Here is a 25,591-nt window from a genome sequence, read left to right as displayed (position 1 = left end):
GCAACCCCGTCAGCGTCAGGGTGACAGGCCCCACTCCGGCCCCGGTCGGTCCTGTCTTACCCAGAAATGGGGACCACGCTCGCGACCGGGTCGGACCGGCGCAGCACGCGGAAGCCACGCAGCGACCTGGCGGAGGTGTCGATGGTGACGTCACCGGCGATCGCGGCCTCGTCGTGGTCGAAGTACATCATCGCCTTCAGCCGCGGCGCCGTGGCGAGCCGGTTGCCCATCTTGCGCAGGAAGCTGCCCTTCCACCGCGGCCGCCCCGGGCGCTCCCCCAGGCCCCACTCGCCGAGCATCAGCGGCTTGTGGGGGTGGCGGTGCGTGGCCCAGCGGTAGAAGCCGCGCCAGTCGCTGCTCCAGTGGCGGTTGAGGAGGCCGCGCAGGCCGTCGGGGTCGTAGCCGCCGAGGTCCTGGGACATGTAGGAGTCGTAGGCGATCCAGTCGACGTACCGCGCGCCGGGCCACAGCTGGTGGAACCAGGGCTTGAGGTGCCAGCCCTCGAACCCCATGTAGTTCATCACCCACACCACGTTGGTGACGCCCTCGTCCTCGAAGACGTCGACGACGTGGCGGTACATGGCGCGGTAGGCGAGGGCGGTGTAGCCGCTGCCCTTGGTGTCCACCACCTCGTCCTCGGGCTCGTGGTGCACCGTGAGGAACATCTTCCGGTTCCAGGCGCTCTTGAGGTAGCGGGCCTGGGCGCGGATGCGCTGGTCCGCGTCGCCCTGCGCGACCTCGCGCCAGGTGTAGCCGTCGTCGACCTTCCAGTTCGCGAACAGCAGGCGGGGGCCCTGCCCGCCCTGGCGCAGGGCCTGCTTCTGCACGTCCGAGGGGAAGCGGTCGTCACCGCGGTAGTAGAGGTGGACCGTGCCCAGCCGGCCGCCGGAGGAGCGCTCGAAGCGCCGGACGGCGTGCACCCACGACTCGCCGGCCCGCGGCTGGACGTAGGCGCCGGTGAGGACTCCACCGCGACAGCGCGGCACCAGGATCTTCGTCAACCGGCAGCCACCGGCGGCCGCGCGCAGGGCTGTCCCTCCCTGCGACGCGGCCGCCGAGCCGTCGTCCTGACCGTCGGCCGCACGTGCGAGGGGCGCCGCGCCGGTGCCGGGCGGGAGCATCGCCGGCAGCAGGGTCAGGACGAGTCCGAGGGCCACGAGCAGCATCAGGGCTCGGGGTGCCCTGCGGGTGCTCGTGCGTCGGTCGTGGATCGTGGTGCTCGCGCAGGTCCCGGCCGGGGACGTCGTCGTCAGCCGAGGCATGGGCGGGGTCTGGTTCATCGGACCTCCGGGTGCTTCAGGGGTGCTGGGACAGGGTGAGGGAGCGTGCGAGGGCGAGCCATGACCTACCCCAAGTTGGGTATGCGAGTGTTCTGTGACCTGTGTCACGTTCGCATCCACGAGAACGTGGGGCGCCCGGACGGACCGGGCCTCGACCTGGGGTTCGGCTCTACCTACCCGGGTCTGAGCCCTGCGGCACGCGCGTACCCACTTTTGGTGAGCGCGCTCGGGAGACACCCGTCGGGCGCGCCCGGACACGGATGCTGCTGGCCATGGACGAACACCTCACGACCACCGTCGACGCCGGCTACTACCGGCGGGTCCTCGTGCGGGGCCTGCGCGTCGTGCTCGTCTGCGTCGCACTGGGCGTGGCGCTCGGTCTCGTGGTGTTCACCGTGCTCCCGCGCACCTACACCTCCACCGCTTCCCTGCTGGTCACCAGCACCGGCGTCAGCGGCACCTCGTCGGTCGGTGAGTGGACGGTCGACGACGAGGTCAACCTGGACACCGAGGCCCAGCTGGTCACCTCGGCCGAGGTGGTCGACCGGGCGCTGACCTCGCTGGGCGACCAGGCCGACGCGTCGACGGTGGCCGACCAGGTGAGCGTCCAGGTGCCCTCGAACACCACGGTCCTGTCGATCACCTATTCCGCGGAGACGCCCGAGCTGGCACAGGCCGGCGCCGAGGCGTTCGCCCAGGCCTACCTCGACAGCCGTCGCTCGGTCGCCCAGGAGGACGTCGACCAGCGCATCTCGACGCTGCAGGACCAGCTGGAGTCCGCCCGTACCGAACAGGCGACCCTCCAGCGCCAGGCCGACCGGGCCGGTGGCGCCGAGGCGGCCTCGCTCCAGGCGGAGGTCCAGGCGGCCGCCGCGGCCGCCTCCGACCTCGCGCAGTCGGTCTCGTCCCTGCGCTCGATCCTCATCACCCCGGGCCGCGTCATCAACCAGGCCGAGGTGCCCGACGGCCCCACCAGCCCGCAGGCCCTGCTGGTGCTCGGCTCCACGACGGCCCTGGGCCTGCTGGTCGGGCTCCTGCTGGCCGCCTGGCGCGAGAAGGCCCGCCCGCGGCTCGTCGAGGGCCAGGACGTGGAGCGCGAGACCGGCCTCTCCGTCGTCCTCGACCTCCCGACCCACCCGGCCACGCCCTCCGAGGCGCTGGGCCACACCGACGAGGTCGTCACCGCCCGCGAGTGGCGCCGCTTCCTCTCCGGTCTCGACACCGACCGGGTGCTCCTGGTGCCGGGCGACGACCGCGCCGACGCCCTCGCGTGCGGCACCGCGCTCGCCTGGCAGGCCGCCCGCCGCGGCCGGCCGGTCCGCCTCGTGCTCGAGCAGCTCCCCGAGGACGGCGGGCTGCCCGTGCCCGCCGGTGCCACCGGCTCCTCCCTGGTCTGGGACATGGTCGACGGCGCGCCCGTCGGCGTGTGGAGCGGCACCTCCGGCGGCGGCACCGTGACCGTCGTCGGCCACGACGGCGACCCCGCGACGCTGCTCGGCACGACCGACGGCGACGCTGACTCGGACACCGACTCCTCGACGGCCGCGGACGACACCCTCGTCGTCCTCGTGGCCGGTGCCGAGGGCGAGCTCACCGAGGCCGTCGGCGTCGCCGACGGCGCGGCCGCCCTGCTCGTGATCGCCGGCGGCGCGTCCGCCGCGTCGGTCCAGACCCACCTGCCCACGCACCTGGTGGCCGACGGCCGGCTGCGCGGCGCCCTGCTGCACCGCCTTCCCGCCCGCCGGGTCGTGCCGGTCGTCGTGGGCGCCCTCGCCCCGGACGACGCCGAGGACGCGCCCGTCCCTGCCGGCGACGCGGTGACGGTGCTGCCGATCGCCGCCCTGCACGGCGCTGGACCGGACGAGGCCGCCGATGACTCCCGCGGGGCCGACGACCTGCCGATGGCCGAGGACGTGGACGCGGACCAGGACGACGAGGCCCCGATCGACGCCGACGAGGACACCGAGGACACCGAGGGCGCCGACGAGCAGCCGGAGCCCGCGGGTCGTGCCTGAGACCGCCGCCGACCCCTCCAGCCGGCCCCCGGGCGGCACCACCGAGGTGCCCGCGCCCCGGTACGTCCGCGGGCTGCCGGCCGCGCTGCGTCCGCGCGACCCGCTCTTCCCCCTGGCCGTGCTGGTGGTGCCGCTCCCGCTGTGGTGGGTGCTCGGCCTGGCGAACCTCGGGTGGTTCGCGATCAGCGGCGTCATGCTGCTGGCGCTGGTCCGCCGACGCAGCCTGCCGCTGCCGAAGGGCCTCGGCTGGTGGATGCTGTTCTGCCTCTGGCTGGTCCTCAGCCTGCTGGCGCTCGGGGTCAACCCCGAGGACACCCGCGTCCAGAGCGTCGGCGACCGGCTCGTGCCGGTGGCCTTCCGGTTCGCCGAGTACGCCGCGGCCACCATCTGCCTGCTGTGGGCGTACGCCACCGCGGTGGACGGCGGCCGACCCGCCGTCGTCCGCATGGCCCGGCTGTTCGCCCTGATGCTCGCCTGGACCGTGGGGGGCGGCGTGCTCGGCGTGGTGGCCCCCACCTTCGAGCTGACCAGCCCGGTGGAGATGCTGCTGCCCAGGTCGCTGGCCTCGGCCGGCTACGTCTCCGCGCTGGTGCACCCGGCGGCGGCGCAGATCCAGGACGTCCTCGGCTCCGGCGAGGGCAACGGACGCCCCAGCGCGCCCTACCCCTACACGAACTCCTGGGGCAACGCGCTCGGCCTGCTGCTGCCCTGGGGCGTGGCGGCCGCGACGCTGGCCCGCGGCCGGTGGGCCCGCCTCGGCTGGGCCGCGCTCCTGGTGGCCGTCGTGCCCGCCGCCGTCCTCTCGCTCAACCGCGGCCTGTGGGTCGGGCTGGCGCTCGCGGTGGGCCTCGCCCTGGTGCTCCTCGTGCGGCGCGGCCACGTGCTGCCGGCCGCCGCGACGGTGCTGGCCGGGGTCGTGGCGCTCGGCGTGCTGGCGGTGTCGCCGCTGGGCAGCGTGGTCACGGAGCGACAGTCCGGCGACGCCCCCAGCAACGACATCCGCGGCTGGAGCATGATGCGTGCCGTCGAGCTCGCCGAGGGCTCGCCGGTGCTCGGCTACGGCGGCACCCGCGCCCAGATGGGCAGCCTCCAGAGCATCGCGATCGGCCCCACGGCCGACTGCCCGAACTGCGGCAGCCTGCCCATCGGCACCAACGGCCAGGTCTGGTTCGCACTCACCGGACAGGGCTTCGTCGGGCTCGGGCTGTGGGTGGTCTTCCACCTCGTGGTGGCCTGGCTGCTGTGGCGCGGTCGCCGAGGACCCGGGCCGGGCTCCCCCGGTCGTCGCGACCCGGCCGACGTGATCGTCCAGGCCGCCGCGGTCACCGCCGTCATGTCGCTGTGGTTCGCCCTGGTCTACGACCGGACGGTCGCCACCGGCTGCCTGGAGATGCTCACGCTCGGCGTCGGCCTGGCCGCGCTCGGGCTGCCACCGCTCGACCGGCCCTCCCCCGAAAGCACCACCGACGGCACCACCACCGACGGCACCACCCCGCTCGCGTCCACCACCCCGGAGGCCGTCCGATGACCACCATCCCGCTGCCCGTGCCCGCCGGTCTGCCGTTCGCCTCGGTGCTCTCCGACGGCACCGGCGAGACCACCCGCTACCGGGTGCTGCGCCGCGACGACGGCGTCCGCGCCCTGGTCCCGGACGCCGGGGTCGGCGTGCTGCGCGAGGTCCTGGGCCGCGCGAACGACCCGGAGCCGTGGAGCCGGCACGTGGCCCGGCAGGGCTTCGCGACGGGCGCCGGGCTCGGGCTGCTCGCCACCGAGCGCGCCCACCTCGCCGACGCCACCCTGCGCACCCGTCTCGAGGCGCTGGTCGAGGGCTCCGGCCTGGAGTTCAGCCACCTCGCGGTGCACTTCGGCCCCCCGCGACCCAACCGCAAGCCCGTCGTCCACCTCCTCGACGACCGGGGCGTCCTCGTCGCCGTCGCGAAGATCGGCGCCGGGCCGGTGCCCGCGGCCCTGGTGCTGCGCGAGGCGGCCGCGCTGGCCGCGCTCTCCGAGCAGGGGCCGCTCGTGCTGCTCCAGGTGCCGACCGTCGTCGGCGTCGGCCCCGGCCCGGGCGACAGCACCGTGCTCGTGCAGACGGCGCTGCCGGTCGCCGGACGGGCGCGGCTGCCGCAGGAGCCGGAGCGCCGACGCGCCCTCGTGGAGCTCTCCTGCGGACGCACCAGCACCGGTGCGCGCGCCTGGCTCGCCGGCCTCGCCGAGCGGGTCGACGGCCTGCCCGACGCCGACGCCCTCACCGACCCCGACGCCCGCGACCTCGTGGACGCGGCCCGCGCGCTCGTCGCCGAGACCGAGGAGGCCGGGTGGGTGGACGACGTCCGCTGCGGCCCCTCCCACGGCGACTGGGCACGACAGAACGTGGTGGGCACCCCGGACGGCGTCGCCGCGTGGGACTGGGAGCGCTACGACCGCGACCGCCCCGTCGGCTACGACGAGGCCCACCTCGCGCTCCAGGAGGTGCGGCGGGCCGCCTCGTCCGGTCGACGTACCCAACGTGGGGGAAGCCGTCTCCAGGCCAGCGCCGACGCGTTCGCCCGCTGGCAGCCTCCTCACCAGGCCGGAGCACGTCCCGAGCGGGACCTCGGTCTGGCGCGGCTGCTCGTGCTCGACCTGGTCGCCCGCTACGGCGGGGACGCCACCACCACGGCCGGCGGCGACGCCGCCCGGGTGCAGGGCGGGCTGGCCCGCCTGGCCGGGTGGACGCTCCCGCTGCTGCGCGAGACCGCCTGACCCGCAGCACTCCCCCAGCACCCCCTGCACCCCCTGCACCACCCCACCCCACCCCACGAGGAGCCCCGCGTCATGGCCACCGCCACCAGCAACGCCGGAACCACCACCCGCAGCAGCCGCGACGCCCGGGACGGTCGCGACCTCCTGCGCACCTCGGCGCGGGCCGTGCGGGACGGCGTGGGCTCGATGACCGCCGGACGCCGGGCACTGCCGGGCCTGCTGATCACCGGTGGGCAGCGCTGCGGCACCACGTCCCTCTACAAGGCGCTCGTGCAGCAGCCGCACCTGCACCGCCCGGTGTGGCGCAAGGGCGTGCACTTCTTCGACACCGACTTCGACAAGGGCGTGGACTGGTACCGCTCCCACTTCCCGCTGGTCTCCACCGTGCGCCGCTCCGGCGAGCGCCACGGCCTGGCCGCGACGTGCTTCGAGTCCAGCCCGTACTACCTCTTCCACCCGCTGGCCGCGGAGCGGATCAAGGCGACGCTGCCCGAGGTGCAGGTCGTCGTGCTCGTCCGCGACCCCGTCGAGCGGGCCGTCTCCGCGCACGCCCACGAGCGCGGCCGCGGCTACGAGCCGCTGGACCTGCTGGACGCCCTCGACGCCGAGGAGTCCCGCCTGGCCGGCGAGGAGGAGCGGCTGGCCGACGACCCCACCTACCGCTCCCACGCCCACCAGCACCAGGCCTACCGGGCGCGCGGCGAGTACGCCGTCCAGCTGGAGAAGCTGGCCGGCGTCATCGGCCGCGAGCGCATCCACGTCGTCGACAGCCACCGCTTCTTCGAGGACCCGGCCCCCGTCTACACCGCCCTGCTGGACGCCCTCGGCACCCGTACGGTCGTGCCCACCCGCTTCGAGCAGCACAACGCCCGCCGCCCCGCCCCGATCGACGCAGGCCTGCGCCGCGAGCTCGAGGCCCACTTCGCCCCGCACGACGAGGCCCTCGCGTCCTGGCTGGGGGCTCCTGCCTCCTGGCGCGCGTGAGCACCCGTCTGGGCCGCCAGAGCCTGCTCAACCTCGTCGGCTACGGCGTCGGGGGCGCCGGCCAGCTGCTCGTCGTCCTCCTCACCGCGCGGGCCCTGCCCCTGGCGGACGCCGGGCGAGTCTACGCCCTGATCTCGGCGGCGCTGATCGTGGCGGCCGTGCTGCGGCTGGGCACCTCGGCCTCCGCCGTCCTGTTCCTCGCGCGCGAGGGCGAGCCGGACGAGGAGACCACCCGGCGGATCGCCCGGATGGTCCTGCTGCCGGTCGCCGGCGTGTCCCTGCTGGTCGCGACCGTCGGCGTCCTCGTCGCCGTGGCGATCGACTCCGCCGCGCTCGCGGTGGTGGCCCTGACCCTGCCGGCCACCGCGCTGGTCGAGCCGTTGCTGGGCATCAGCCGCGGCACCGGCCGGATGCTGCCGACCGTGCTCGCCGACCGGGCCGGGCGTCCCCTGCTGCAGGTGCTGCTCCTCGGCGGCGCGTGGCTCGCGGTGACCCTGGCCGGCGGCAGCCTCACCGTCACCGCCGTCGTCGCCTGCTGGTGCGCCCCCTACCTCGTCGGCGCCGTCGTCGCCTGGTGGTCGACCCCGGCCCTCCACCGGCTGCGCACGTGGCGGCACGGGTGGCCCCGGCCGCTGCCCGGCGAGGCGCGGGAGATGGTCCGCTTCTCGGCCTCGCGCTCGGCCACCGAGATCATGCAGATGGCCTTCGCCCGGCTCGACGTCGTGCTGGTCGCGGCGCTCGCCGGCCCGGAGCAGGCCGCGCTCTACACCGTCGTCACCCGCTTCGTGGTGGTCGTCCAGCTCGTGCAGCAGGCCATCGCCACCGCGACCGAGCCGCCGCTGGCGGCCGCGGTGGCCGCCGGCCGCCGCGCCGACGCCGCCGAGCTGTACCGCACGTCGACCGCGTGGATCGTCAGCATCGTCTGGCCGCTGCTGCTCCTCGTCCTGGCCAAGCCGGACTGGTGGCTCGGCGTGTTCGGCCCCGCGTACGCCGGGTCGTTCGCCGTCGTCCTGCCGCTGGGGCTGGCGATGCTCGTGGCCAGCGCCGTGGGCTCCGCGGAGTCCGTGCTCACGATGGCCGGCCGCTCCGACCTCGTGGTGGGCACCAACGTCGTCGCCCTGGTCACGATGATCGGCGTCGACCTGGCGCTGATCCCCGCCCACGGCGCCACCGGCGCCGCGATCGGCTGGGCCTCGGCCATCGTGATCAAGAACGTGGCCGCCCTCGTCCTCAACACCCGCGGCCCCGCGGGCCACCCCTTCAGCGGCGCGTGGCTGCTGGCCGTGGGTCTGCCCGTCGTGCTCGTCGTGGCGCTGCCCGGCCTGCTGGGCGCGCTGGTCCCGGCCGTCGCGGACGCCGCCGAGCTGCTGGGCCTGGCCGCCCTGGCCGTCACCTACGTGCTGGCCCGCCGCCGGCTGCGGCTCGACCGGCTCGTGGCGATCCCCGCCCGCCGGCGGCGCGCCGCGGCCGCCGCGGCCTCCCCCGACGTCTCGTCCTCCGCCTCGCCGGCTGCCTCACCGGCTGCCGCGGACCCCGCCGTGACCCCCGACCCCCAGGAGGCGCGATGAGCGCGCAGACCACCCCCGAGACCTCGCCGTCGGGCGCTGCCGACCCCGGGCCGGCCGGCCCGCCCGTCCTGTACCTGGCCGGCATCGGCCGCAGCGGTACCACGCTGCTCGAGCGGGTCCTCGGCGCCGTGCCCGGCGTGGTGGCCCTCGGCGAGACGATGCACCTGTGGGAGCGCGGCCTGGAGCGCGGCGAGCGCTGCGGCTGCGGCGAGCCCTTCACCGCCTGCGAGTTCTGGGCGGCCGTCGGCGAGGACGCCTTCGGCGGCTGGGAGCACGTGGACACCGCCCGGATGGCCGCGCTCAAGCAGCGCGTGGACCGGGCCAGCCGGGTCCCGGCGCTCGCCGCCGGGGCCATGGCCGACGACGTGCGCGAGTACGCCGCCGCCTACCGGGCCGTGCACGCCGCGGCCGCCCGGGTCAGCGGCGCCCGCGTCGTCGTCGACTCCTCCAAGCAGGTCTCGCTGGCCTGGGCGCTCGCCCTGGGCGGGGCGGACGTCCGCCTCGTCCACTGCCTGCGCGACGCCCGCGGCGTGGCCCACTCCTGGGCCCAGGAGGTTGCCCGTCCCGAGGCCGTCGACGCCGCGCACGGCGAGATGCCCCGCTACTCGGCGGCCACCGTCTCGGCCCTGTGGCTGCTGCACAACGTGGAGATCGAGGCACTGGGGTGCCGGGTGCCGAGCATGCGTCTGCGCTACGAGGACTTCGTCGCGGACCCGCGCACGACGACCCGCGAGGTGCTCTCGCTGGTCGGGCTGGCGCACGCGCCGCTGCCGCACGTCACCCACGACGCACTGGAGCTGGGCGTCACCCACTCCTGCGCCGGCAACCCGATGCGCTACACGCACGGCAGCGTGCCGGTGCGGCGCGACGAGCGCTGGCGCACCGGCCAGCCGGTGGCCCAGCGTCGCGCCGTCACGGCGCTGACCTGGCCGCTGCTGCGCCGCTACTCCTACAGCACCTCCTACGGTCAGGCGGCGAGCACCCGATGAGTCCGGACGTGACCAGCCAGCGCCCCGCCGCGTCCCCGGCCCCCGAGGTGGGCCCCTGGCCCGGCTCCTGGCCGAGCGTCGGCGTCGTCGTGCCCACCGGCGGCACCCGGCCGCACCTGCTGCGGCGTGCCCTGGACTCCGTGGCTGCCCAGGACTACCCGGGCGAGGTGCGCGTGGTCGTCGTGCACGACCGGGTCGAGCCCGACACGGGGCTCGTCAGCGACGGGCCCCGTCCCGTGGACGTGGCGGTCAACACGCGCACGCCCGGCCTGGCCGGCACCCGCAACACCGGCATCCTGGCCATCGGCACCGACTACGTCGCCTTCCTCGACGACGACGACCACTGGCTGCCCGGCAAGCTCACCGCCCAGGTGCGCCGCGCCACCGCCGAGGACCGGCCCGCCATGGTCACCGCCTCGATGCGGGTGGACTTCGACGGGGTCAGCACCCCGCGCCTGCTCGGCACCGACGCGATCGACCACACCATGCTCACCCGCAACATCGTGGCCACCGCCCACTCCAGCGGCATGCTCTTCGACCGCGCCGCGCTCGTGGAGCGCATCGGCCTGGTCAGCGAGGACATCCCCGGCTCGCAGAACGAGGACTGGGACGTGAAGCTCCGTGCGGCACGGCTCGGCCCGATCGCGCACGTCGACGAGCCCCTGGTGGTCGTCGACTGGAACCGCACCTCGCACTACGCCCGCTCGTGGGACACCAAGATCGCGTCGTGGGACTGGATGCTCGCGCACCACCCGGAGATCGCCCGCGACCGCCGCGCGTCCGCGCGCGTGCACGGCCAGCTGGCGTTCGCGGAGGCCGCCCGTGGTCGTCGCGTCGCCGCCCTGCGGCACGTCGCCCGCGCCGTGGTCGGCTTCCAGGGCGCCTGGCGCTCGGTGGTCACCCTCGCGGTCGTGGCCGGTGCCCGCCCGGACGCCGTCATCGACGCGCTGCACCGCCGGGGGCGGGGCCTGTGAGCGCCACCGCGACCGCGCCCGTCGGCGGCCACGTGGTCGCCGGGCGGCTGCCCGCGCCCGCCCGCGCGCTCGTGCACCTCGGCCTGCGTGCGGTGACCCGCGCCTACCGGCTGCGCTACGGCCGCCGGCTCGTGGTCGGCGAGGACGTCATCATCTTCGGCGGCCTCAAGCTCCAGCAGGGCACCACCCTGCACCTGGGCGACCGGGTGCGCGTGCGCCGCGGCGTCATCGTCAACGGGGGCGGCGAGGTGCACGTCGGCGCCGACACGCTCCTCAACGGCTGCTGGATCGGCGCGACCACCCGCGTGGACGTCGGCCGCCGCTGCCTCGTCTCCGACTGCTTCGTCACCGACTCCGACTTCCACAACCTCGACCCGGCCGAGCGGCACCTGCCGCCCGGCCCCCGCAGCCGCAAGCCGGTCGTGATCGAGGACAACGTCTGGATCGGCGCCCAGGCCTGGGTGCTCAAGGGCTCCCGCATCGGCCGCGACTCGGTCGTCTCCGCGGTCTCCGTGGTGCGAGGCGACGTGCCGCCCGCGGTCGTCGTCCTGGGCAACCCCGCCACGGTGGTCAAGCACCTCCCGCCGGCGCCCGAGCACGTCTGACCCTCGACCACGACCGACAGGGGCCGCCCCGGTGATCACTCACCGGGGCGGCCCCTTCGTCGTGCCGGGCCGTTCGTGCCCGTGCTCCCGGGCGCGTGCGGCTCAGCCGACGCGAGCCACCTGGAAGCGCGCAGGGACGGCGCGCTTCCGGGCGGCCTCGGCGAGGTGCGCCGAGGTGAGGGTCTCGCCGGGCTCCACGAGCACCACAAGGCCGCGCTCGGCCAGCTCGCGGCACATCCGGATCTGGTGGTCGTCGACGTGCTCGCCGCGCTCGGGGCAGCGGGGCACGACCACGGGCACGTGGCCGGCCTCCAGGGCGGTGAGCACCGAGCCGGCACCGCCGTGGGTGACCACGACGTCCGCGTCGCGCACTCCCGCCAGCATCTCCTGGGCGCTCAGCCAGCGCTGGGGCTGCTCGCCCGCCACCCGGCAGTCGGTGTTGCCGACCTGCCAGGTCACCGGGGTGGTGGGGGCGGCGGCCAGCACGTCGTCGACGAGGCGGGTGAAGCCGAACTGCTCGGTGCCCAGCAGCACCGCGAGGGAGCGCGGGGCGCGGGCGACGGTGTGGGTCTCGACGGCGAAGCCGGAGTAGATGTCGTGGGCCCGCAGCCAGGTGCCGGCCCAGGTGGCCGAGGACTGGTGGAACAGGCGGGAGCCGGGGATGCTCGCGGCGAGGCGGCCGGTGAGCGAGGGGCGGTCCAGCCGGGCCACGCTCTCGACGTAGACGACGGGCGTGCGGAAGGCGGCGGCCGCCACGAGGTGCGGCACCGCCTGGAGCGCGCCGGCGGAGAGGACGACGGCGGGGCGGACGCGGCGGTGCAGCATGAGCGCGCGGGCCAGGCCGGCAGCCGCCTTGGTCATCTCGCGGCTGGCGATCCGGGGCACGAAGGTGACGGTGCCGCCGTCGGCGGTGACGTCCTTGGTCTGGCCGGTGCGCGGCACCACCCAGTGCCGGTCGACGGGGTCGATGCCCCAGGCGTCGGCGAGGGCCCGCAGCTCGGCGAAGTGGCCGCCGCCGGAGCTGACCAGCATGACGGGGCCGGTGCCGCCGTCCCGGAGGAGGGGCAGGGCGTCGGGCAGCACCTGGGGTGCCGGAGCACGGCGCTTCGCCCGGCGGAGCACGACCGGTGCGGTCGTCTCGGGACGGGACGGTGCGGTGATCGACATGGGTGTCACTCCTGCTGTGGGGATAGCCCAAGCAGACGTCCGTTCAACACATGTTCGTGCTGGTCACCCGTCGACTTACCTCAGATGCGGGTGGGTCGGGCCACCCACGTACCCCACTTGAGGTAGGTCATGACGGGACCCGGTCGAGGTGGGTGCTGGGGCTCCTACCGTCACGGTGTCGGCAGCGTCCCCTGCGCTCCGAGCACCCCCGAACACCCAGACTGCGAGGAGCCCGTCGTGGCCCGAACCTCCGAGCGCGAGAGCCGCTCCACCCCCTCGTCCGGTGCCCCCGGCGACGCCGGGCTCTCCGGCATCGGCCTGGCCGATGACGAGCGGGCCGAGCACGAGGGCGCCGAGCACGGGGGCGGCACGCCGCCGCCGGAGCCGCCCGCCACGTCCGACGGCGCCGCCCCCGCGGGCCGGCGTCGCCGCCGCGTCCGGATCGCCGTCGTGGTCGTGCTCGCGCTCCTCGCCGTCGGTGCCGGCGCGACCGGCTGGGGCGTGCACTCCACCGAGAAGCAGCTGGACTCCCAGGTGACCCGCGTCGACGACGTCTTCTCCGGCCTCACCCTGCGCCCCGACAAGGTCGAGGAGGGCGCCGCGGCACAGGCCCTCAACATCCTGCTGCTCGGCTCCGACGCCCGCAGCGACACCCCCACGACCGGCACCGCCGCCGGCGGGACGGGCACCGACGCCGACATGAGCGCCGAGGACTGGGTCCCGGGCTCTCAGCGCTCGGACACGATGATGCTGCTGCACCTGTCCGCGGACCGGCAGTCGGCCTCGCTGATCTCCTTCCCGCGGGACTCCTGGGTCGACGTCCCCGGCTGGGGCTCGGCCAAGATCAACGCCGCGTTCTCCTGGGGCGGGCCGTCGCTGGCCGTGCAGACGGTGGAGCAGCTCACCGGGGTCTACATCGACCACGTCGCCTGGGTCGACTGGGACGGCTTCGAGGCCCTCACCGACGAGCTCGGCGGCGTCGACGTGTGGATCCCGGGCACCGTCTACGACTCCGCGCGCGACGTCACCTGGACCAAGGGCATGCACCACCTGGACGGCGAGGAGGCGCTGCTCTACGTGCGCCAGCGCTACGGCCTCACCGGCGGCGACCTGGACCGCGTGCGCCGTCAGCAGTACTTCATGAAGGCCCTCATGGACACCTTCCGGCACCAGTTCAAGGCCACCGACCCGCTGCACGTGCGCGACATGGTCTCGGCGCTGACCCAGCACCTCTCGATCAGCTCCGAGCTCACCCTGGACGACCTCAAGGACCTGCTCATGGACCTCACGGACCTGCGCACCTCCGACGTCGACTTCATGACCGCACCGGTCACCGGGTTCGGCGACGAGGACGGCCAGAGCGTCGTCTACCTGGACACCGCGGCCGGTCGGTCGCTGTGGCGAGCGGTGCGCAACGACAAGGTCCGCGCCTGGTCCCGCGAGAACGTCGACTCCCTGACCATCGGCGTCGTCCGCTGACCCAGCCGGTGGCCGGGCTGACCGCTCGGTGTGCGAGGAGCACCGCACCCCACCGGTGGTCGAGGTGCGAGGAGCGCCGCACCCCACCGGTGGTCGAGGCGCGAGGAGCGCCGCACCCCACCGGTGGTCGAGGTGCGAGGCCGTCCACGGCCGAGCCTCGAGACCGCCGTCCACAGGCGCGGCGTCTCGCGCATGACCCCGCTAGCTCCGGGCAGACCACAGACATGGCCTGGACCTACATGCTCCGCTGCGCGGACGGCGCCTACTACGTCGGCAGCACGACGGACCTCGGACGACGCCTGGAGGAGCACCAGGAACGGCGAGGTGCGGCCTTCACCAAGCCGGAGAAGAGACGCCCGGTGACGCTGGTGTGGTCCCAGGAGTTCGACCGCGTCGAGGACGCCTTCAGGTACGAGAAGCAGCTCCAGAACTGGAGCCGAGCCAAGCGTGAAGCGCTCATCGCCGGCGACCTCGACGCGGTCCGCGAGGCCGGGCGTCGGCCGGGTGCCAGGCCCCGCCACAGGTGAGGGGTCGCCGGTCTCGAGGCTCCTCGCTGGCGCTCGTCACACCTCGACCACCGACCAACCGCTCCTCGCTGGCGCTCGTCACACCTCGACCACCGACCAACGGCGCTCGTCACACCTCGACCACCGACGGACCGCACCGGTGGTCGAGGTGCGAGGCCGTCCACGGCCGAGCCTCGAGGCCGCCGCCAGCAGGCCGAGCCCTAGAGGGTCCTCTTCTCCAGCCCGCCCAGGCACTCGACGGGGCGGAACCCGAGCGCCTCGTTGACGCTCACCATCCAGGGGTTGTCGAGGGCGTTCCAGGTGATCACCTCGCGCACCTCGGGCTGGTTCTCGCCCAGCAGCCGGGTGGCGGCCACCTTGAGCGCGACGCCGAGCCGGTGGCCCCGGTGGTCGCGGTCGACCAGGGTGCCCCACTGGTAGGCGCGGGTCGGCTCGTGGACCGTCGTGACGACCTCGGTGTAGGCCACCACGGTGCCGTCCGGCGCGAGCGCCGCCGCCCGGTAGGGCGTGCGCCCCTGCCGCACGAACAGCTCCTCGCCCTCGCGGACCCGCTGCACGTCGGCCAGCTCCGGCTCCCGGGTGAGCCCGCCGGTGGGGGCCTCGGTCTCCAGGCTCGCCTCCAGCACCGCCCAGCCGCCGACGAGGTCGTCGGGCACGTCGCCGACCCAGGAACGGAGCTCGTAGTCGGCGTGGTGCGGGGCGGCGGAGGCCGCGAGGTCGTCCAGGACGGCGGGGGCCACCGGGAGCGCCAGGCGACGCTGCACCTCGACCAGCTCCAGCGCATAGCCGCGGGCGCGGCCGAACTCCAGGCCGGGGAGACCAGCGGGGTCCTGCCCGAGCTCGAAGGGCCACGAGGTCTCGGTGCCCAGCACCGTCCGCCCGTGCTCGGCGCAGTACGCCTCGAGGTGGGCGAGCAGCGCGGTGCCGTGGCCGCAGCGCCGGTGCTCGGGCAGGACGCCGAGCATCACGTGCCCGACGGTGAGGTTGTCGCGCAGCGGCAGCTCGACCATGCCCCAGGCGACGGTCTGCTCGGCGCCGTCCGGGCCCGGGACGGTGCCGGCCCAGGCGGTCATGACGCGCGTGGAGCCCGTGCCGCGCAGCGCCTCGCGGGTCTCGGGCTCGGTCCACACCACGAAGCTCTCGCCCCGGTCGGCGCGCTCGGCGTCGCGGTAGACCCGGTGCCAGGCGGAGTAGTCGGCGTCGTCCTCGACCCGCACGGGCCGGATGGTCAGGCCGCTCATCGGACCCGCTCCACTCGTCCCTCGTCCCACACCGGTTCCGGCGCCTCGTAGACCGACCCGTCGGCCCCGTAGACGAGGAACCGGTCGAAGCCGCGGGCGAACCACCGGTCGTGGGTCACGGCGAGCACGGTGCCCTCGAACGCGGCCAGGCCCTCCTCGAGCGCCTCGGCCGACTGCACGTCGAGGTTGTCGGTGGGCTCGTCGAGCAGCAGCATCGTGGCGCCCGAGAGCTCCAGCAGCAGGATCTGGAACCGGGCCTGCTGCCCGCCCGAGAGCGACTCGAAGGTCTGCTCGGCGCTGGCGGAGAGCTCGTAGCGGTCCAGGACGCGGCTCGCGGCCTCGCGCCCCATGCCCTGGCGTCCGTCGGGGTGCCCGTCACCGCGGTGCAGGATGTCGACGAGCGTGCGGCCGATCAGCTCGGGGTGGTGGTGGGTCTGCACGAACCAGCCCGGGCGCACCCGCGCGCCGAGCCGGGCGCGGCCGGTGTGCCGCACCGGCTCGATCTCGACCTCGCCGACGGGTCGGTGCTCGACGTCGGGGTCGCTGCCGCCCGCGGCCAGCAGCCGCAGGAAGTGCGACTTGCCCGAGCCGTTGGAGCCGAGCACGGCCACGCGCTCGCCGAACCAGACCTCGAGGTCGAACGGCTTCATCAGGCCGGTGAGCTCCAGGCCCTCGCAGACCACCGCGCGCTTGCCGGTGCGACCGCCGGCCAGGCGCATGGTCACGTTCTGCTCGCGTGGCTGCTCGGTCGGCGGGCCGGCCTCCTCGAACTTGCGCAGCCGGGTCTGAGCCGCCTTGTAGGCCTTGGCCATGCCGTCGTTGAACTCGGCCTTCACCTTCAGCCGCAGCACCAGTGCCTTGAGCTTGGCGTGCTCCTCGTCCCAGCGGCGCCGCAGCTCCTCGAAGCGGGCGAACCGGTCCTTGCGGGCCTGGTGGTAGCTGGTGAAGCCGCCCGGGTGGGTCCACACCGTGTTGCCGGCCCAGCCGAGCTCGACGGTGACGACGCGGGTCGCGGTGTTGTCGAGCAGCTCGCGGTCGTGGCTGATCAGGAGGATGGTCTTGTCGCTGGCCCGGATGCGTCCCTCGAGCCAGACCTTGCCCGGCACGTCGAGGTAGTTGTCGGGCTCGTCGAGCAGCAGCACCTGGTCGGGTCCGGCCAGCAGGTACTCCAGCACCAGCCGCTTCTGCTCGCCGCCCGACAGCGTGGCCAGCGCGCGGTACTTGGCCCGGTCGTAGGGCAGCGCGAGCGCGGCGGTCGTGACGACGTCCCAGACGACCTCGATGTCGTAGCCGCCCGCGTCGGCGTACTCCGCCAGCGCCTCGGCGTAGCGCATCTGGGTCTTCTCGTCGTCGCTCTCCATGAGCTTGAGCTCCAGGGCCTCCACGCGCGCGGACGCCTCCCGCACCCGTGCCGGGGAGACGGACAGCAGCAGGTCGGCGACCGTCGGCTCCTCCCCGAGGCCGGCCTTCACGTCCTGGCGCATGACGCCCAGCCCGCCGGAGCGCGTCACCACGCCCCCGTGCGGCTCCAGGTCGCCGGAGACGATCCGCAGCAGCGTCGTCTTGCCGGCCCCGTTCGCGCCGACCAGCGCCACCTTCGCGCCCTCGCCGACCCGGAAGCTCACGTCGTCGAGCAGCACCCGCCCGTCGGGGAGCTCGTACCTGACACCGGCGACGTCCACATGACCCACGGGGCACGATCCTCCCCCATCCGACGCGGTGGGTCACCTCGATATCGCGGGGCCCGGTGCCGGTGCCGGCCTGAGGGAAGACTCACGACCGGGTGCCAGGGTGAGAGACGCCTGAGAGGATCGTTGCATGCAGCACCCGTTCACCGACCTGCTCGCCTCGGCCGTGGAGCGCTTCGCGGCGCTGACGGCCGAGGTCGACCCGACGCTCCCCGTGCCCGCCTGCCCCGACTGGGCGGTCGTCGACCTCGTGGAGCACCTGGCCAGCGTCCACTCCTGGGCCCGCCACGCGATCCTCGAGGGCAACCCGGAGGCACCGCTGCTCGACTCCACGCCGGCCGACCTCTCGCTGCTCCCCGGCTGGTACCGCGGGCACGCCGAGGCGCTGCTCGCGGTGCTGCGCAGCACGCCGGACGATGCCGAGGCATGGACCTTCGGGCGCGGCGCCGGCACCGCCGGCTGGTGGCAGCGCCGCCAGACCCACGAGACGCTGCTGCACACCCGCGACCTGCTCGCGGCCGCCGGCCGCGAGGACGAGTGGCACGTCGACCCGGCGCTCGCCTGGGACGCCCTGGACGAGGTGGCCTCGATGTTCTACCCGCGCCAGGTGCGGCTCGCCCGCTGCGACATGCTCACCACGGCGCTGCGGCTCGTCCCCACGGACCTGCCCGCCGGGCTGCTGGCCGAGACCGGCCCGGTCGTCATCGGTGACGTCGAGGACGCCGTCGAGCTCACCGGCACCGCGGGCGACCTGCTGCTCCAGGTGTGGAAGCGGCTCCCCTGCACCGACGAGCGCGCCGCCGGCGTCCTGGCGCACGCGATCACGCCGTAGGCCTCAGGCGCGGCGGGTCTCCAGGACGCGGAACCCCTTCGCGCTGGCGATCCGCTCGGTCGGCCAGCCCTGCTCGCCCAGCCACCGCTGGAGCGAGTCGCCACCGAGGTTCTTGCCGACCACCATCACGGCCCGGCCGCCCGGCGCGAGCCGCGGGAGCCACCGCAGCAGCAGCTCGTGCAGCGCCTGCTTGCCGATGCGGATGGGCGGGTTCGACCAGATCTCGTCGAACTCCGCCTCCGCCGGCACCTCGTCGGGCAGGCAGGCCGTGACGCGGTCCTCGACGCCCAGGTCGGCGGCGTTGCCCCGGGTCAGCATCAGGGCGCGCTCGTTGACGTCCACGCTGGTCACGTGGGACGTCGGCGAGGCCAGCGCGGCCGCGAGGCCGATCACGCCGTAGCCGCAGCCCAGGTCGAGCAGCCGCGGGGCGGTGGGCGGCTCGGTCTCGCGGAAGAGCACCGAGGTGCCGATGTCGAGCCGGCCGTGGGCGAACACGCCCGACCCGGAGCTCAGCGCCAGGTCCTGGCCCCACACGTGCGTCTCGACCCGAGTGCGCGCGAAGGGCACGCTCGGGTCGGCGGTGAAGTAGTGCTCCGCGTCGTCCGTGCTCATCCGCGGTCCCCCTCGTGCTCGCTGTCGTCCGGGCCCTCGTCGGGCTGGGTGTCGGGCTCGATGTCGGGGCAGGCGTGGCCCGCGACCTCGTCGGCGCGCCGCCGTGCCCGGGTGCGCTCGTTGCGGGCGCCCAGGTCCGCGTCGGCAGGGTAGGCCACCTCCTCCAGCACCAGCCCGTGGGCGTGGGCGACGGCCACGTGGGAGGTGCGCTCCCCGGCGGCGAGGACGGCGGCGGGCCACTCCACCGGGCGGCGGCCCTCCCCCACGGCGAGCAGGCACCCCACGAGCGCGCGCACCATCGAGTGGCAGAAGGCGTCGGCACGCACGTGCGCGACGGCCAGCCCCGCCTCGTCCCGGGCCCAGGTGAAGTGCTCGAGGGTGCGGATGGTGGTCGCGCCCTCGCGGGCCTTGCAGAAGGCGGCGAAGTCGTGGCGGCCCTGGAGGGTCTCGGCGGCCCGGGCCATGAGCGGCACGTCGAGCGGTCGGGACCAGCGCAGCACGTGCCGCACGGCCAGCGGATCGAGGGTGGCCGGGCTGTCGCTCACGCGGTAGGCGTAGCGGCGCCACAGGGCCGAGAACCGCGCGTCGAAGGCGTCGGGCACGGAGGCCACGGCGCGCACCGCCACGTCGGCGGGCAGGATGCCGTTGAGCCGGCGCACGAGCGCGTCGGTCGGTGCCACGGGCGAGCGTCCGGCCGAGGAGGCCAGCACCGCCTCGTCCACGTCGACGTGCAGCACCTGGCCGCGGGCGTGCACCCCGGAGTCGGTGCGGCCGGCGCAGGTGACCGGCACCGGGTCGGTGCGCAGGGCGGTGCCGAGGGCCTCCTGGACGGTCTCCTGGACCGTGCGCAGCCCCGGCTGGCTCGCCCAGCCCGAGAAGTCGGTGCCGTCGTAGGCGAGGTCGATCCGCAGGCGCACGGCCCCATCCTCCCGCACCCGGGCGCGGGAACCGGCATCTGCCGGGCGGCCTACCCGGGGGCGTCTGTCGCCAGGCGGGCGGGCCGCGGCTGCGGCAGCGTGCGCGAGAGCGCCACGACGACCGCGGCGGCCACCACCAGCGCCCGGGCGCCGCCCCACGGCAGCCGGGTCTCGAGGAACGAGGTCCCCAGCGACGCCGCGAGGGCCCCGGCGACCACGACCGCCAGCACCGTCCACGCCGCCGGACGCGGCAGCGCCGACGACAGCGCGAGCGCGGCACCGATGGGGAGCGAGCACGCCAGGGTCCAGGCCAGCAGGTCGGCACGGTCACCCGAGCCGCCCGTCAGCAGCCCCGTCACGAGCACCGGCCCCACGACCAGCACCACCACGCCCGCCGCCACGCCGGTCGCGCGGACGGCCACGGGCTGCGACCACGTCGCGTACGGGCCGCGCACCAGCAGGACCAGGCAGGTCGCGGCAGCGAGCCCGCAGACCACCGCCAGGAGCGCGGCCAGCGCCGTGACCAGCGGCTCGGCCGTGATCTGCTCCGTGGAGCAGCACCCCCGGTACAGCGGCCAGCGTCGGGTGGCGACGAGGCCGGTGCCGGCCAGCTGGGCGGTGCACAGCCCGGCCACGCCGAGGGCGGCCCCGGTGACCACGGCTCCCCGGCGCATCAGCAGGACGAGGCCCGCGCCGAGGGTCGTCGCGGCCAGCAGCACCTGCAGCGGCCCGTAGACCGTCGGCCCGCCCGCCGTCCACGCCCCGCCGACGCGCCCCAGGCCGTCCGTGGCCAGCACCAGGCCGGCGACCAGGCCCGCGACGACCACGACCGCCCCCACGAGCCGCACCCGCCCCGCACCCGTCTCCATGCCCGGCACCGTAGGGCGCCGCGGCCGGCCCACGCGCGGGAAGCGGCCCCGCTCCCCACCCTGGGGTACGCGCCGCACCGTGCCCCGCACCGTGCACCGAGCCGTGCACCGAGCCGTGCACCCGGCCGAGCGAACCGGCACCTGCCTAGGCTGCACCCTGTGAGCACCACCCCGCCCCCGGTCCTGCTGCTGGTCGCCGACCAGCACCTCGGCGACCTGCGCGCCGGCTTCGCCCGTTACACCGGCGAGTACGACGTGCGCGCGGTGCGCAGCCTGGAGGAGGCCGAGCGGGTCGTCGCCGGCATCCGGGACGACGGCGGGGCACTGGCCCTGGTCGCCACCGACGCGGTGCTGCCGGACGCGGACCCGGTGGCGGCGTTCGCCCGCCTGCGGTCGCTGGCACCCCACGCCCGCCGGGTCGTCGCCGCGCACTGGGAGCTCTTCCTGGCCGAGGCCGAGCGGCTGCGGCCGGCGATGGCCAAGGGCAAGTACGACGCCTACCTGCTGATGCCCCGCGGCATCCGGGACGAGGAGTTCCACCAGGCGATCACGGAGCTTCTCAGCGACTGGGCCTCGACCGCTGCCGGGCCCGAGGTGGTGAGCGTCAAGATCCTCTGCGACGGCCTGCACCCCGACCTGCACGGCGTGCGCGACTTCCTGGACCGGATGGGCATGCCCTACCGCGTCTACGACCCCGAGTCCGAGGTCGGGCTGGCCGTGCGGCAGGCCCACGCCGCCGAGGTCGGCGAGGACCCGGCCTACCCGCTGGTCGTGGCGATGAACCGCCCCGCCGTCCAGGCCGCCACCGCCCAGAAGGTGGCCGCCACGTTCTACGGGTCGGCGGAGGGCGTGGACGTGCCCGGCACGGTCGACGTCTGCGTCGTCGGTGGTGGGCCCTCCGGGCTGGCGGCCGCGGTGTACGCCGCCTCCGAGGGGCTCTCGGTCGTGGTGCTGGAGGCCGAGGCCATCGGCGGGCAGGCCGGCACCAGCTCGATGATCCGCAACTACCTGGGCTTCCCCCGCGGCATCTCCGGCATGCGGCTGGCGCAGCGCGCCCGCAACCAGGCGCTGCGCTTCGGCACCCGGTTCGTCACGGGCTGGCGCGTGGAGGGCATGGAGCCGGGCGAGGACGGCGCCCCGCACGTGCTGCGCACCGCCGGCGGCCACGTCTCGGCGCGGTCGGTCGTGGTCGCCACCGGCGTCGCCTACCGCAAGCTCCGCGTCGACCCCGTCGAGCAGCTGGTCGGGCGCGGCGTCTTCTACGGCGCCGCCATGAGCGCCGCCCGGGAGATGGAGGGCGCGGACGTCTACGTCGTGGGCGGCGGCAACTCCGCCGGTCAGGCCGCGGTGCACCTGGCCCGCTTCGCCCGGTCGGTCACCATCCTCGTCCGACGGCCGGCGCTGACCGAGACCATGAGCCAGTACCTGATCACCGAGATCGACTACCACGAGCGCATCGCGGTGCGGACCTGCACCGAGGTCACCGACGGCGGCGGCGACGCGCGCCTGGAGTGGCCCGAGCTCACCTGCACCACGGACGGCAGCACCGAGCGCGTGCCCGCCCAGGGGCTGTTCCTGCTGCTGGGCGCGGAGCCCCACTGCGACTGGCTGCCTGCGCAGGTGGCCCGCGACGAGCGCGGCTTCGTGCTCACCGGCCGCGACGTCCCCCGCGAGCGGTGGACCGACGGGCTGCCCCCGGAGAACCTCGCCACCACCGTGCCCGGCGTCTTCGCCGCGGGCGACGTGCGGGCCGGGTCGATGAAGCGCGTGGCCTCCGCCAGCGGCGAGGGCGCCTCGGTCGTGCCGCTCGTGCACGCGTGGCTGGCACCCGAGCCGGAGTAGCGGCTCAGGCCTCCGCGGCATCCAGCTCCGCGCGGGTCGGCGGGTCCGCGCCGGGCCGGGAGACGGTGACCGCGGCCGCCGCGGCGGCGTGCGCGAGCAGGCCCTCGATCTCGCCCCGAGCCAAGTCGCCGATGCGCCCGCCCAGGCGACCGAGCCCGGCCAGGCCGTCGACCAGCGCCGCGGAGAACGTGTCGCCTGCACCGATGGTGTCGGCGACCGTGACCCGGCGTCCGGGCACGTCCGTGCGGCCGGCGGAGTCGAACCACGAGGCGCCGTCGGCACCGCGGGTCACCACGACCACCGACGCCCCCAGGGCGCGCAGGTGGGCGGCGCCGGCGTCGAGGCCCAGGCCGGGCCAGAGGTGGTCGAGGTCCTCGTCGGAGAGCTTCACCAGGTCCGCGAGGGCCACCACGGCCTCGGTGGCCGCCACGACGTCCGGCCCCGTGCCGGTGATGCTGGGCCGGGCGTTGACGTCGTAGGTGATGGTGGCGTCGGGGCGCGCGACGGCGGCGACCGCCCGCACCTGCTCGGCGCCGGGGGCCAGCACGGCACCGATCGAGCACACGTGGACGGCCAGCGGCGGCGGGTCGCTCGGCACCTCGCCGATGCGCCACTCGAGGTCGAAGTCGTAGCTGGCCGAGCCGTCCTCGGCGATGGTCGCCACCGCGGAGGAGGAGTGGTCGATCACGGCCGGGTCCGAGGCGAGCAGCACGCCGTTGCGGTCGAGGTGCTCGGCCAGCATCGTGCCGTGCTCGTCGCCGGTGAAGGCCGTGGCGAACCGGACGGGCCGACCCAGCCGCGAGAGGGCCACGGCCACGTTGGCCGCGCTCCCGCCGGGCCGGGCGACGACGGCGCCGTCGGGGGTGTGCACCACGTCCACGAGGGCCTCGCCGACGACGAGGAGGTCACGCTCCATGCGCCGGTTCTAGCACGCGGGTGCGACGCGGGTCACCTCGGTCAGGACCAGGGCGGTCCCGGTGTGCCGCTCGGGCGCCCCGGCGCCGCCGACCGGGCACCCCGCGCCCCTAGGCTGGGCGCGTGGCCCTCCTCCCGCTCGACCCGCACTCCCCCGAGCCCGCCTCCGAGCAGCTGCGGCTCCAGGTCGCCGACCGTGCTGCGTCCGGCGACCTGCCGGTGGGCACGCGGCTGCCGCCGGTGCGCGCCGCCGCGGAGCAGCTGGGCCTGGCCGCGAACACCGTGGCCAAGGCCTACCGCGCCCTGGAGGCCGCCGGGGTCGTGGTGACCGAGGGCCGCCGCGGCACGTTCGTCAAGCAGCAGCGCGGCACCGACGGTCTCCTCGCGGCGCACGCCGGCGCCCTCGTGGACGCAGCACGCGAGCGCGGCCTGAGCCTCGCCGAGACCCAGCGGCTCCTCGAGCGCACCTGGGGCTGACCGCGCGGCCGTCTCCGCGCCGGCCCTCACCTCCGACGGCCCTGGCACACGGCTGCGCCCGCCCCGCGGCTAGCGTGAGGGACGTGCGCTACGTGATCGTCGGAGCAGGAGCCATCGGGGGCGCGGTCGCCGCGCTCCTGCACGAGGCCGGGGTCGAGGTGCTGCTGGTCGCCCGGGGCGCCACCCTCGAGGCGGTGCGCCGCGAGGGCGTGCGCCTCACCGTCGCCGACGCCCCCGAGAGGTCGGTGCCCGTACCGGTGGTCGCCCACCTCGACGAGGTGGTCTGGGACGAGGCGCGCGACGCGCTGGTGCTGGCGGTGAAGTCACAGCAGACCGAGGCGCTGCTCCCCGCCCTGGCGGGCGTGCCCGCCGGCGTCCCGGTGTTCTGCCTCCAGAACGGGGTGGAGAACGAGCGGCGGCTGCTGCGCCTGCGCGCGGACGTGCACGCCGTCGTGGTGATGATGCCCGCCTCCAGCCTGGAGCCGGGCCGCGTGCTGCTGCACAGCGGTGGCCGGCCGGGGCTGCTCGACACCGGGCGCTACCCCACCGGCACCGACGCTGCCGACGAGGCGTGGGCCCGCGACCTCGGTGCGGCCGGGTTCGACGTGGTCGCCCGCCCCGACGTCATGGCCTGGAAGCGCCGCAAGCTGCTGCTCAACCTCGGCAACGGCGTCGACGCCGCCTTCGCCGACTCCCCGGACGCCGACGCCCTGGACGACCTCGTGCGCGCCGAGGGCGAGGCGGTGCTGGACGCGGCCGGGCTCCCGGTGGTCAGCGCCGCGCAGGACCGGGAGCGCCGCGGCACCCTGCTGCGCCCCCTCGTCCGGCGGGACGAGGCGGGCAGCTCGACCTGGCAGAGCCTGGCGCTCGGTGCCGGTGACGTGGAGACCGACCACCTCAACGGCGAGGTGCTCCTTCTCGGCCGGCTGCACGGGGTCGCGACGCCCGCGAACCGGCTCGTGGCGGACGCGGTGCACCGCCTCGTCCGGGACCAGGGAGCGCCCCGCAGCCTGGACGCCGCCGCCGCGCTCGCCACGCTGGGCGCCGCCCGCGCCTGAGCGGCACCGGAGCCCTCCGGAACGGACGAACCCGCCCGGCGTGCGCCGGACGGGTTCGTCGTGGTGAGGGGTGCCTCAGGCCTTGTCGCCCTCGGTCTCCTCGGTGCTCTCCTCGGCGGAGTCCTCGGCCGGGGTCTCCTCGGCGGGGGTCTCCTCCGCCTCGGTCGCCTCCGCGGCGGGCTCCTCGACCGGCTCCTCCACGGGCGCGGCCGGGGCGGCCGGAGCAGCCTTGGCCTTGGGCTCGTAGGCCTCGGTCACGAGCTCGATGACGGCCATCGGGGCGTTGTCGCCCTTGCGGGGGCCGATCTTGGTGATGCGGGTGTAGCCGCCGGGACGCTCGGCCATGGCCGGGGCGATCTCGGTGAACAGCTTGTGCTGGGCGTACTTGGTCACCGCGTCGGTCTCGGGGTCGAGGCCCGAGAACAGCTCCTTGAGCACGAGACGGCGGCTGTGCAGGTCGCCCTTCTTCGCACGGGTGACGAGCTTCTCCGCGTAGGGCCGCAGGGCGCGGGCCTTCTTCTCCGTGGTGGTGATGGCGCCGTGCTCGAAGAGCGCGGTGGCCAGGTTGCGGAGGATGAGGCGCTGGTGCGCCGCGGAGCCGCCGAGACGGGGGCCCTTGCTGGGCTGAGGCATGTGATCTCTCACTTTCTCCCCGGCCGTATGAGGTACCGGGGTAGTCGGCCGGCGGGTGCCGGCCTGGTTCAGGTGGGGTGCCCCGGACGGGGCGACCCGCGTCGTGGGGGGGGGGGGGGGGGGGCGGCCCCGCCCCCCCCCCCCCGCGCGCCCCCCCGGGGCCAGCACCCACCC

General features: G+C 75.4%; 23 protein-coding genes. 14 read left to right on the top strand and 9 right to left on the bottom strand.

Annotated elements, in window-relative coordinates:
• Nucleotides 1-56: 56 nt before the first annotated feature.
• Nucleotides 57-1,280 (bottom strand): glycoside hydrolase family 26 protein, encoded by a 1,224-nt coding sequence (locus tag M8330_RS06540; protein WP_250826661.1) that lies wholly within the window; start codon nucleotides 1,278-1,280, stop codon nucleotides 57-59.
• 272 nt (nucleotides 1,281-1,552) lie between these two features.
• Here M8330_RS06540 and M8330_RS06535 point away from each other — a divergent pair, with 272 nt between their 5' ends.
• From M8330_RS06535 to M8330_RS06500, 8 genes are all read left to right on the top strand, one after another.
• Complete coding sequence (locus tag M8330_RS06535; RefSeq protein ID WP_250826660.1) at nucleotides 1,553-3,295, top strand: GumC domain-containing protein; 1,743 nt, start codon at nucleotides 1,553-1,555, stop codon at nucleotides 3,293-3,295.
• A complete protein-coding gene (locus tag M8330_RS22360) occupies nucleotides 3,288-4,823 on the top strand; it encodes an O-antigen ligase family protein (RefSeq protein ID WP_250826659.1) in 1,536 nt (511 codons plus the stop codon). The genes M8330_RS06535 and M8330_RS22360 overlap by 8 nt, the downstream gene beginning before the upstream one ends.
• Nucleotides 4,820-6,040 (top strand): hypothetical protein, encoded by a 1,221-nt coding sequence (locus tag M8330_RS06525; RefSeq protein WP_250826658.1) that lies wholly within the window; start codon nucleotides 4,820-4,822, stop codon nucleotides 6,038-6,040. Before M8330_RS22360 ends, M8330_RS06525 begins: the two co-directional genes overlap by 4 nt.
• A 72-nt stretch (nucleotides 6,041-6,112) precedes the next feature.
• Nucleotides 6,113-7,024, top strand: a complete 912-nt coding sequence (locus tag M8330_RS06520) for a sulfotransferase (protein WP_250826657.1) — start codon at nucleotides 6,113-6,115, stop codon at nucleotides 7,022-7,024.
• Complete coding sequence (locus tag M8330_RS06515) at nucleotides 7,021-8,592, top strand: lipopolysaccharide biosynthesis protein (protein WP_250826656.1); 1,572 nt, start codon at nucleotides 7,021-7,023, stop codon at nucleotides 8,590-8,592. Before M8330_RS06520 ends, M8330_RS06515 begins: the two co-directional genes overlap by 4 nt.
• Entirely contained in the window at nucleotides 8,589-9,581 is a 993-nt protein-coding gene (locus M8330_RS06510; protein WP_250826655.1) for a sulfotransferase, read from the top strand. The genes M8330_RS06515 and M8330_RS06510 overlap by 4 nt, the downstream gene beginning before the upstream one ends.
• A gap of 8 nt (nucleotides 9,582-9,589) precedes the next feature.
• On the top strand, nucleotides 9,590-10,555 hold the full coding sequence (locus M8330_RS06505; protein ID WP_250826654.1) for a glycosyltransferase family A protein: 966 nt from the start codon (nucleotides 9,590-9,592) through the stop codon (nucleotides 10,553-10,555).
• Complete coding sequence (locus M8330_RS06500) at nucleotides 10,552-11,160, top strand: LbetaH domain-containing protein (protein WP_250826653.1); 609 nt, start codon at nucleotides 10,552-10,554, stop codon at nucleotides 11,158-11,160. The genes M8330_RS06505 and M8330_RS06500 overlap by 4 nt, the downstream gene beginning before the upstream one ends.
• A gap of 102 nt (nucleotides 11,161-11,262) precedes the next feature.
• On the opposite strand, the gene M8330_RS06495 is transcribed toward M8330_RS06500, so the two are convergent.
• A complete protein-coding gene (locus tag M8330_RS06495; RefSeq protein WP_250826652.1) occupies nucleotides 11,263-12,327 on the bottom strand; it encodes a glycosyltransferase in 1,065 nt (354 codons plus the stop codon).
• Nucleotides 12,328-12,564: 237 nt separating this feature from the next.
• On the opposite strand from M8330_RS06495, the gene M8330_RS22355 reads away from it, so the two are divergent.
• Nucleotides 12,565-13,806 carry an LCP family protein gene (locus M8330_RS22355; RefSeq protein WP_250826651.1) on the top strand — a complete coding sequence of 414 codons (1,242 nt, stop codon included), beginning with the start codon at nucleotides 12,565-12,567 and terminating at the stop codon, nucleotides 13,804-13,806.
• Between the two features lie 224 nt (nucleotides 13,807-14,030).
• Nucleotides 14,031-14,333 carry a GIY-YIG nuclease family protein gene (locus M8330_RS06485; RefSeq protein WP_250826650.1) on the top strand — a complete coding sequence of 101 codons (303 nt, stop codon included), beginning with the start codon at nucleotides 14,031-14,033 and terminating at the stop codon, nucleotides 14,331-14,333.
• Between the two features lie 200 nt (nucleotides 14,334-14,533).
• Here the strand turns inward: M8330_RS06485 and M8330_RS06480 are convergent, their stop codons facing one another.
• Entirely contained in the window at nucleotides 14,534-15,574 is a 1,041-nt protein-coding gene (locus M8330_RS06480) for a GNAT family N-acetyltransferase (protein WP_250826649.1), read from the bottom strand.
• The gene (locus M8330_RS06475; RefSeq protein ID WP_250826648.1) at nucleotides 15,571-17,265 is read right to left on the bottom strand and encodes an ABC-F family ATP-binding cassette domain-containing protein; all 1,695 of its coding nucleotides are present in this window, start codon (nucleotides 17,263-17,265) and stop codon (nucleotides 15,571-15,573) included. The genes M8330_RS06480 and M8330_RS06475 overlap by 4 nt, the downstream gene beginning before the upstream one ends.
• 127 nt (nucleotides 17,266-17,392) lie before the next feature.
• On the opposite strand from M8330_RS06475, the gene M8330_RS06470 reads away from it, so the two are divergent.
• Entirely contained in the window at nucleotides 17,393-18,094 is a 702-nt protein-coding gene (locus M8330_RS06470) for a maleylpyruvate isomerase family mycothiol-dependent enzyme (RefSeq protein ID WP_250826646.1), read from the top strand.
• Nucleotides 18,095-18,097: 3 nt separating this feature from the next.
• On the opposite strand, the gene M8330_RS06465 is transcribed toward M8330_RS06470, so the two are convergent.
• Genes M8330_RS06465 through M8330_RS06455 form a run of 3 tightly spaced genes read right to left on the bottom strand, consistent with a single transcriptional unit; the run spans nucleotide 18,098 to nucleotide 20,492 of the window.
• Entirely contained in the window at nucleotides 18,098-18,706 is a 609-nt protein-coding gene (locus M8330_RS06465; RefSeq protein ID WP_250826645.1) for a class I SAM-dependent methyltransferase, read from the bottom strand.
• Nucleotides 18,703-19,623: a tRNA pseudouridine(38-40) synthase TruA gene (gene truA, locus M8330_RS06460; protein WP_250826644.1), complete on the bottom strand. Its 921-nt coding sequence runs from the start codon at nucleotides 19,621-19,623 to the stop codon at nucleotides 18,703-18,705. Before truA ends, M8330_RS06465 begins: the two co-directional genes overlap by 4 nt.
• A 50-nt stretch (nucleotides 19,624-19,673) precedes the next feature.
• Complete coding sequence (locus M8330_RS06455) at nucleotides 19,674-20,492, bottom strand: hypothetical protein (protein ID WP_250826643.1); 819 nt, start codon at nucleotides 20,490-20,492, stop codon at nucleotides 19,674-19,676.
• Between the two features lie 159 nt (nucleotides 20,493-20,651).
• Between M8330_RS06455 and M8330_RS06450 the strand changes: the two genes are divergently transcribed.
• The gene (locus M8330_RS06450; RefSeq protein ID WP_250826642.1) at nucleotides 20,652-22,334 is read left to right on the top strand and encodes an NAD(P)/FAD-dependent oxidoreductase; all 1,683 of its coding nucleotides are present in this window, start codon (nucleotides 20,652-20,654) and stop codon (nucleotides 22,332-22,334) included.
• A gap of 4 nt (nucleotides 22,335-22,338) precedes the next feature.
• Here M8330_RS06450 and M8330_RS06445 read toward each other — a convergent pair whose 3' ends face one another.
• Nucleotides 22,339-23,250, bottom strand: coding sequence for a PfkB family carbohydrate kinase (locus M8330_RS06445; RefSeq protein WP_250826641.1), 912 nt, complete (start codon nucleotides 23,248-23,250; stop codon nucleotides 22,339-22,341).
• Between the two features lie 122 nt (nucleotides 23,251-23,372).
• Between M8330_RS06445 and M8330_RS06440 the strand changes: the two genes are divergently transcribed.
• Nucleotides 23,373-23,726, top strand: a complete 354-nt coding sequence (locus M8330_RS06440; protein WP_250826640.1) for a GntR family transcriptional regulator — start codon at nucleotides 23,373-23,375, stop codon at nucleotides 23,724-23,726.
• Between the two features lie 83 nt (nucleotides 23,727-23,809).
• Nucleotides 23,810-24,784, top strand: a complete 975-nt coding sequence (locus M8330_RS06435; protein ID WP_250826639.1) for a ketopantoate reductase family protein — start codon at nucleotides 23,810-23,812, stop codon at nucleotides 24,782-24,784.
• Between the two features lie 75 nt (nucleotides 24,785-24,859).
• Here the strand turns inward: M8330_RS06435 and rplQ are convergent, their stop codons facing one another.
• Complete coding sequence (gene rplQ, locus M8330_RS06430; protein ID WP_250056891.1) at nucleotides 24,860-25,417, bottom strand: 50S ribosomal protein L17; 558 nt, start codon at nucleotides 25,415-25,417, stop codon at nucleotides 24,860-24,862.
• Nucleotides 25,418-25,591: the final 174 nt, after the last annotated feature.

The organism is Nocardioides bruguierae (assembly GCF_023656415.1).
GTDB classification, from domain to species: domain Bacteria; phylum Actinomycetota; class Actinomycetes; order Propionibacteriales; family Nocardioidaceae; genus Nocardioides; species Nocardioides bruguierae.
The sequence above is the reverse complement of the archived record's forward strand: the minus strand, read 5'-3'. Positions and strand labels throughout refer to the sequence as shown.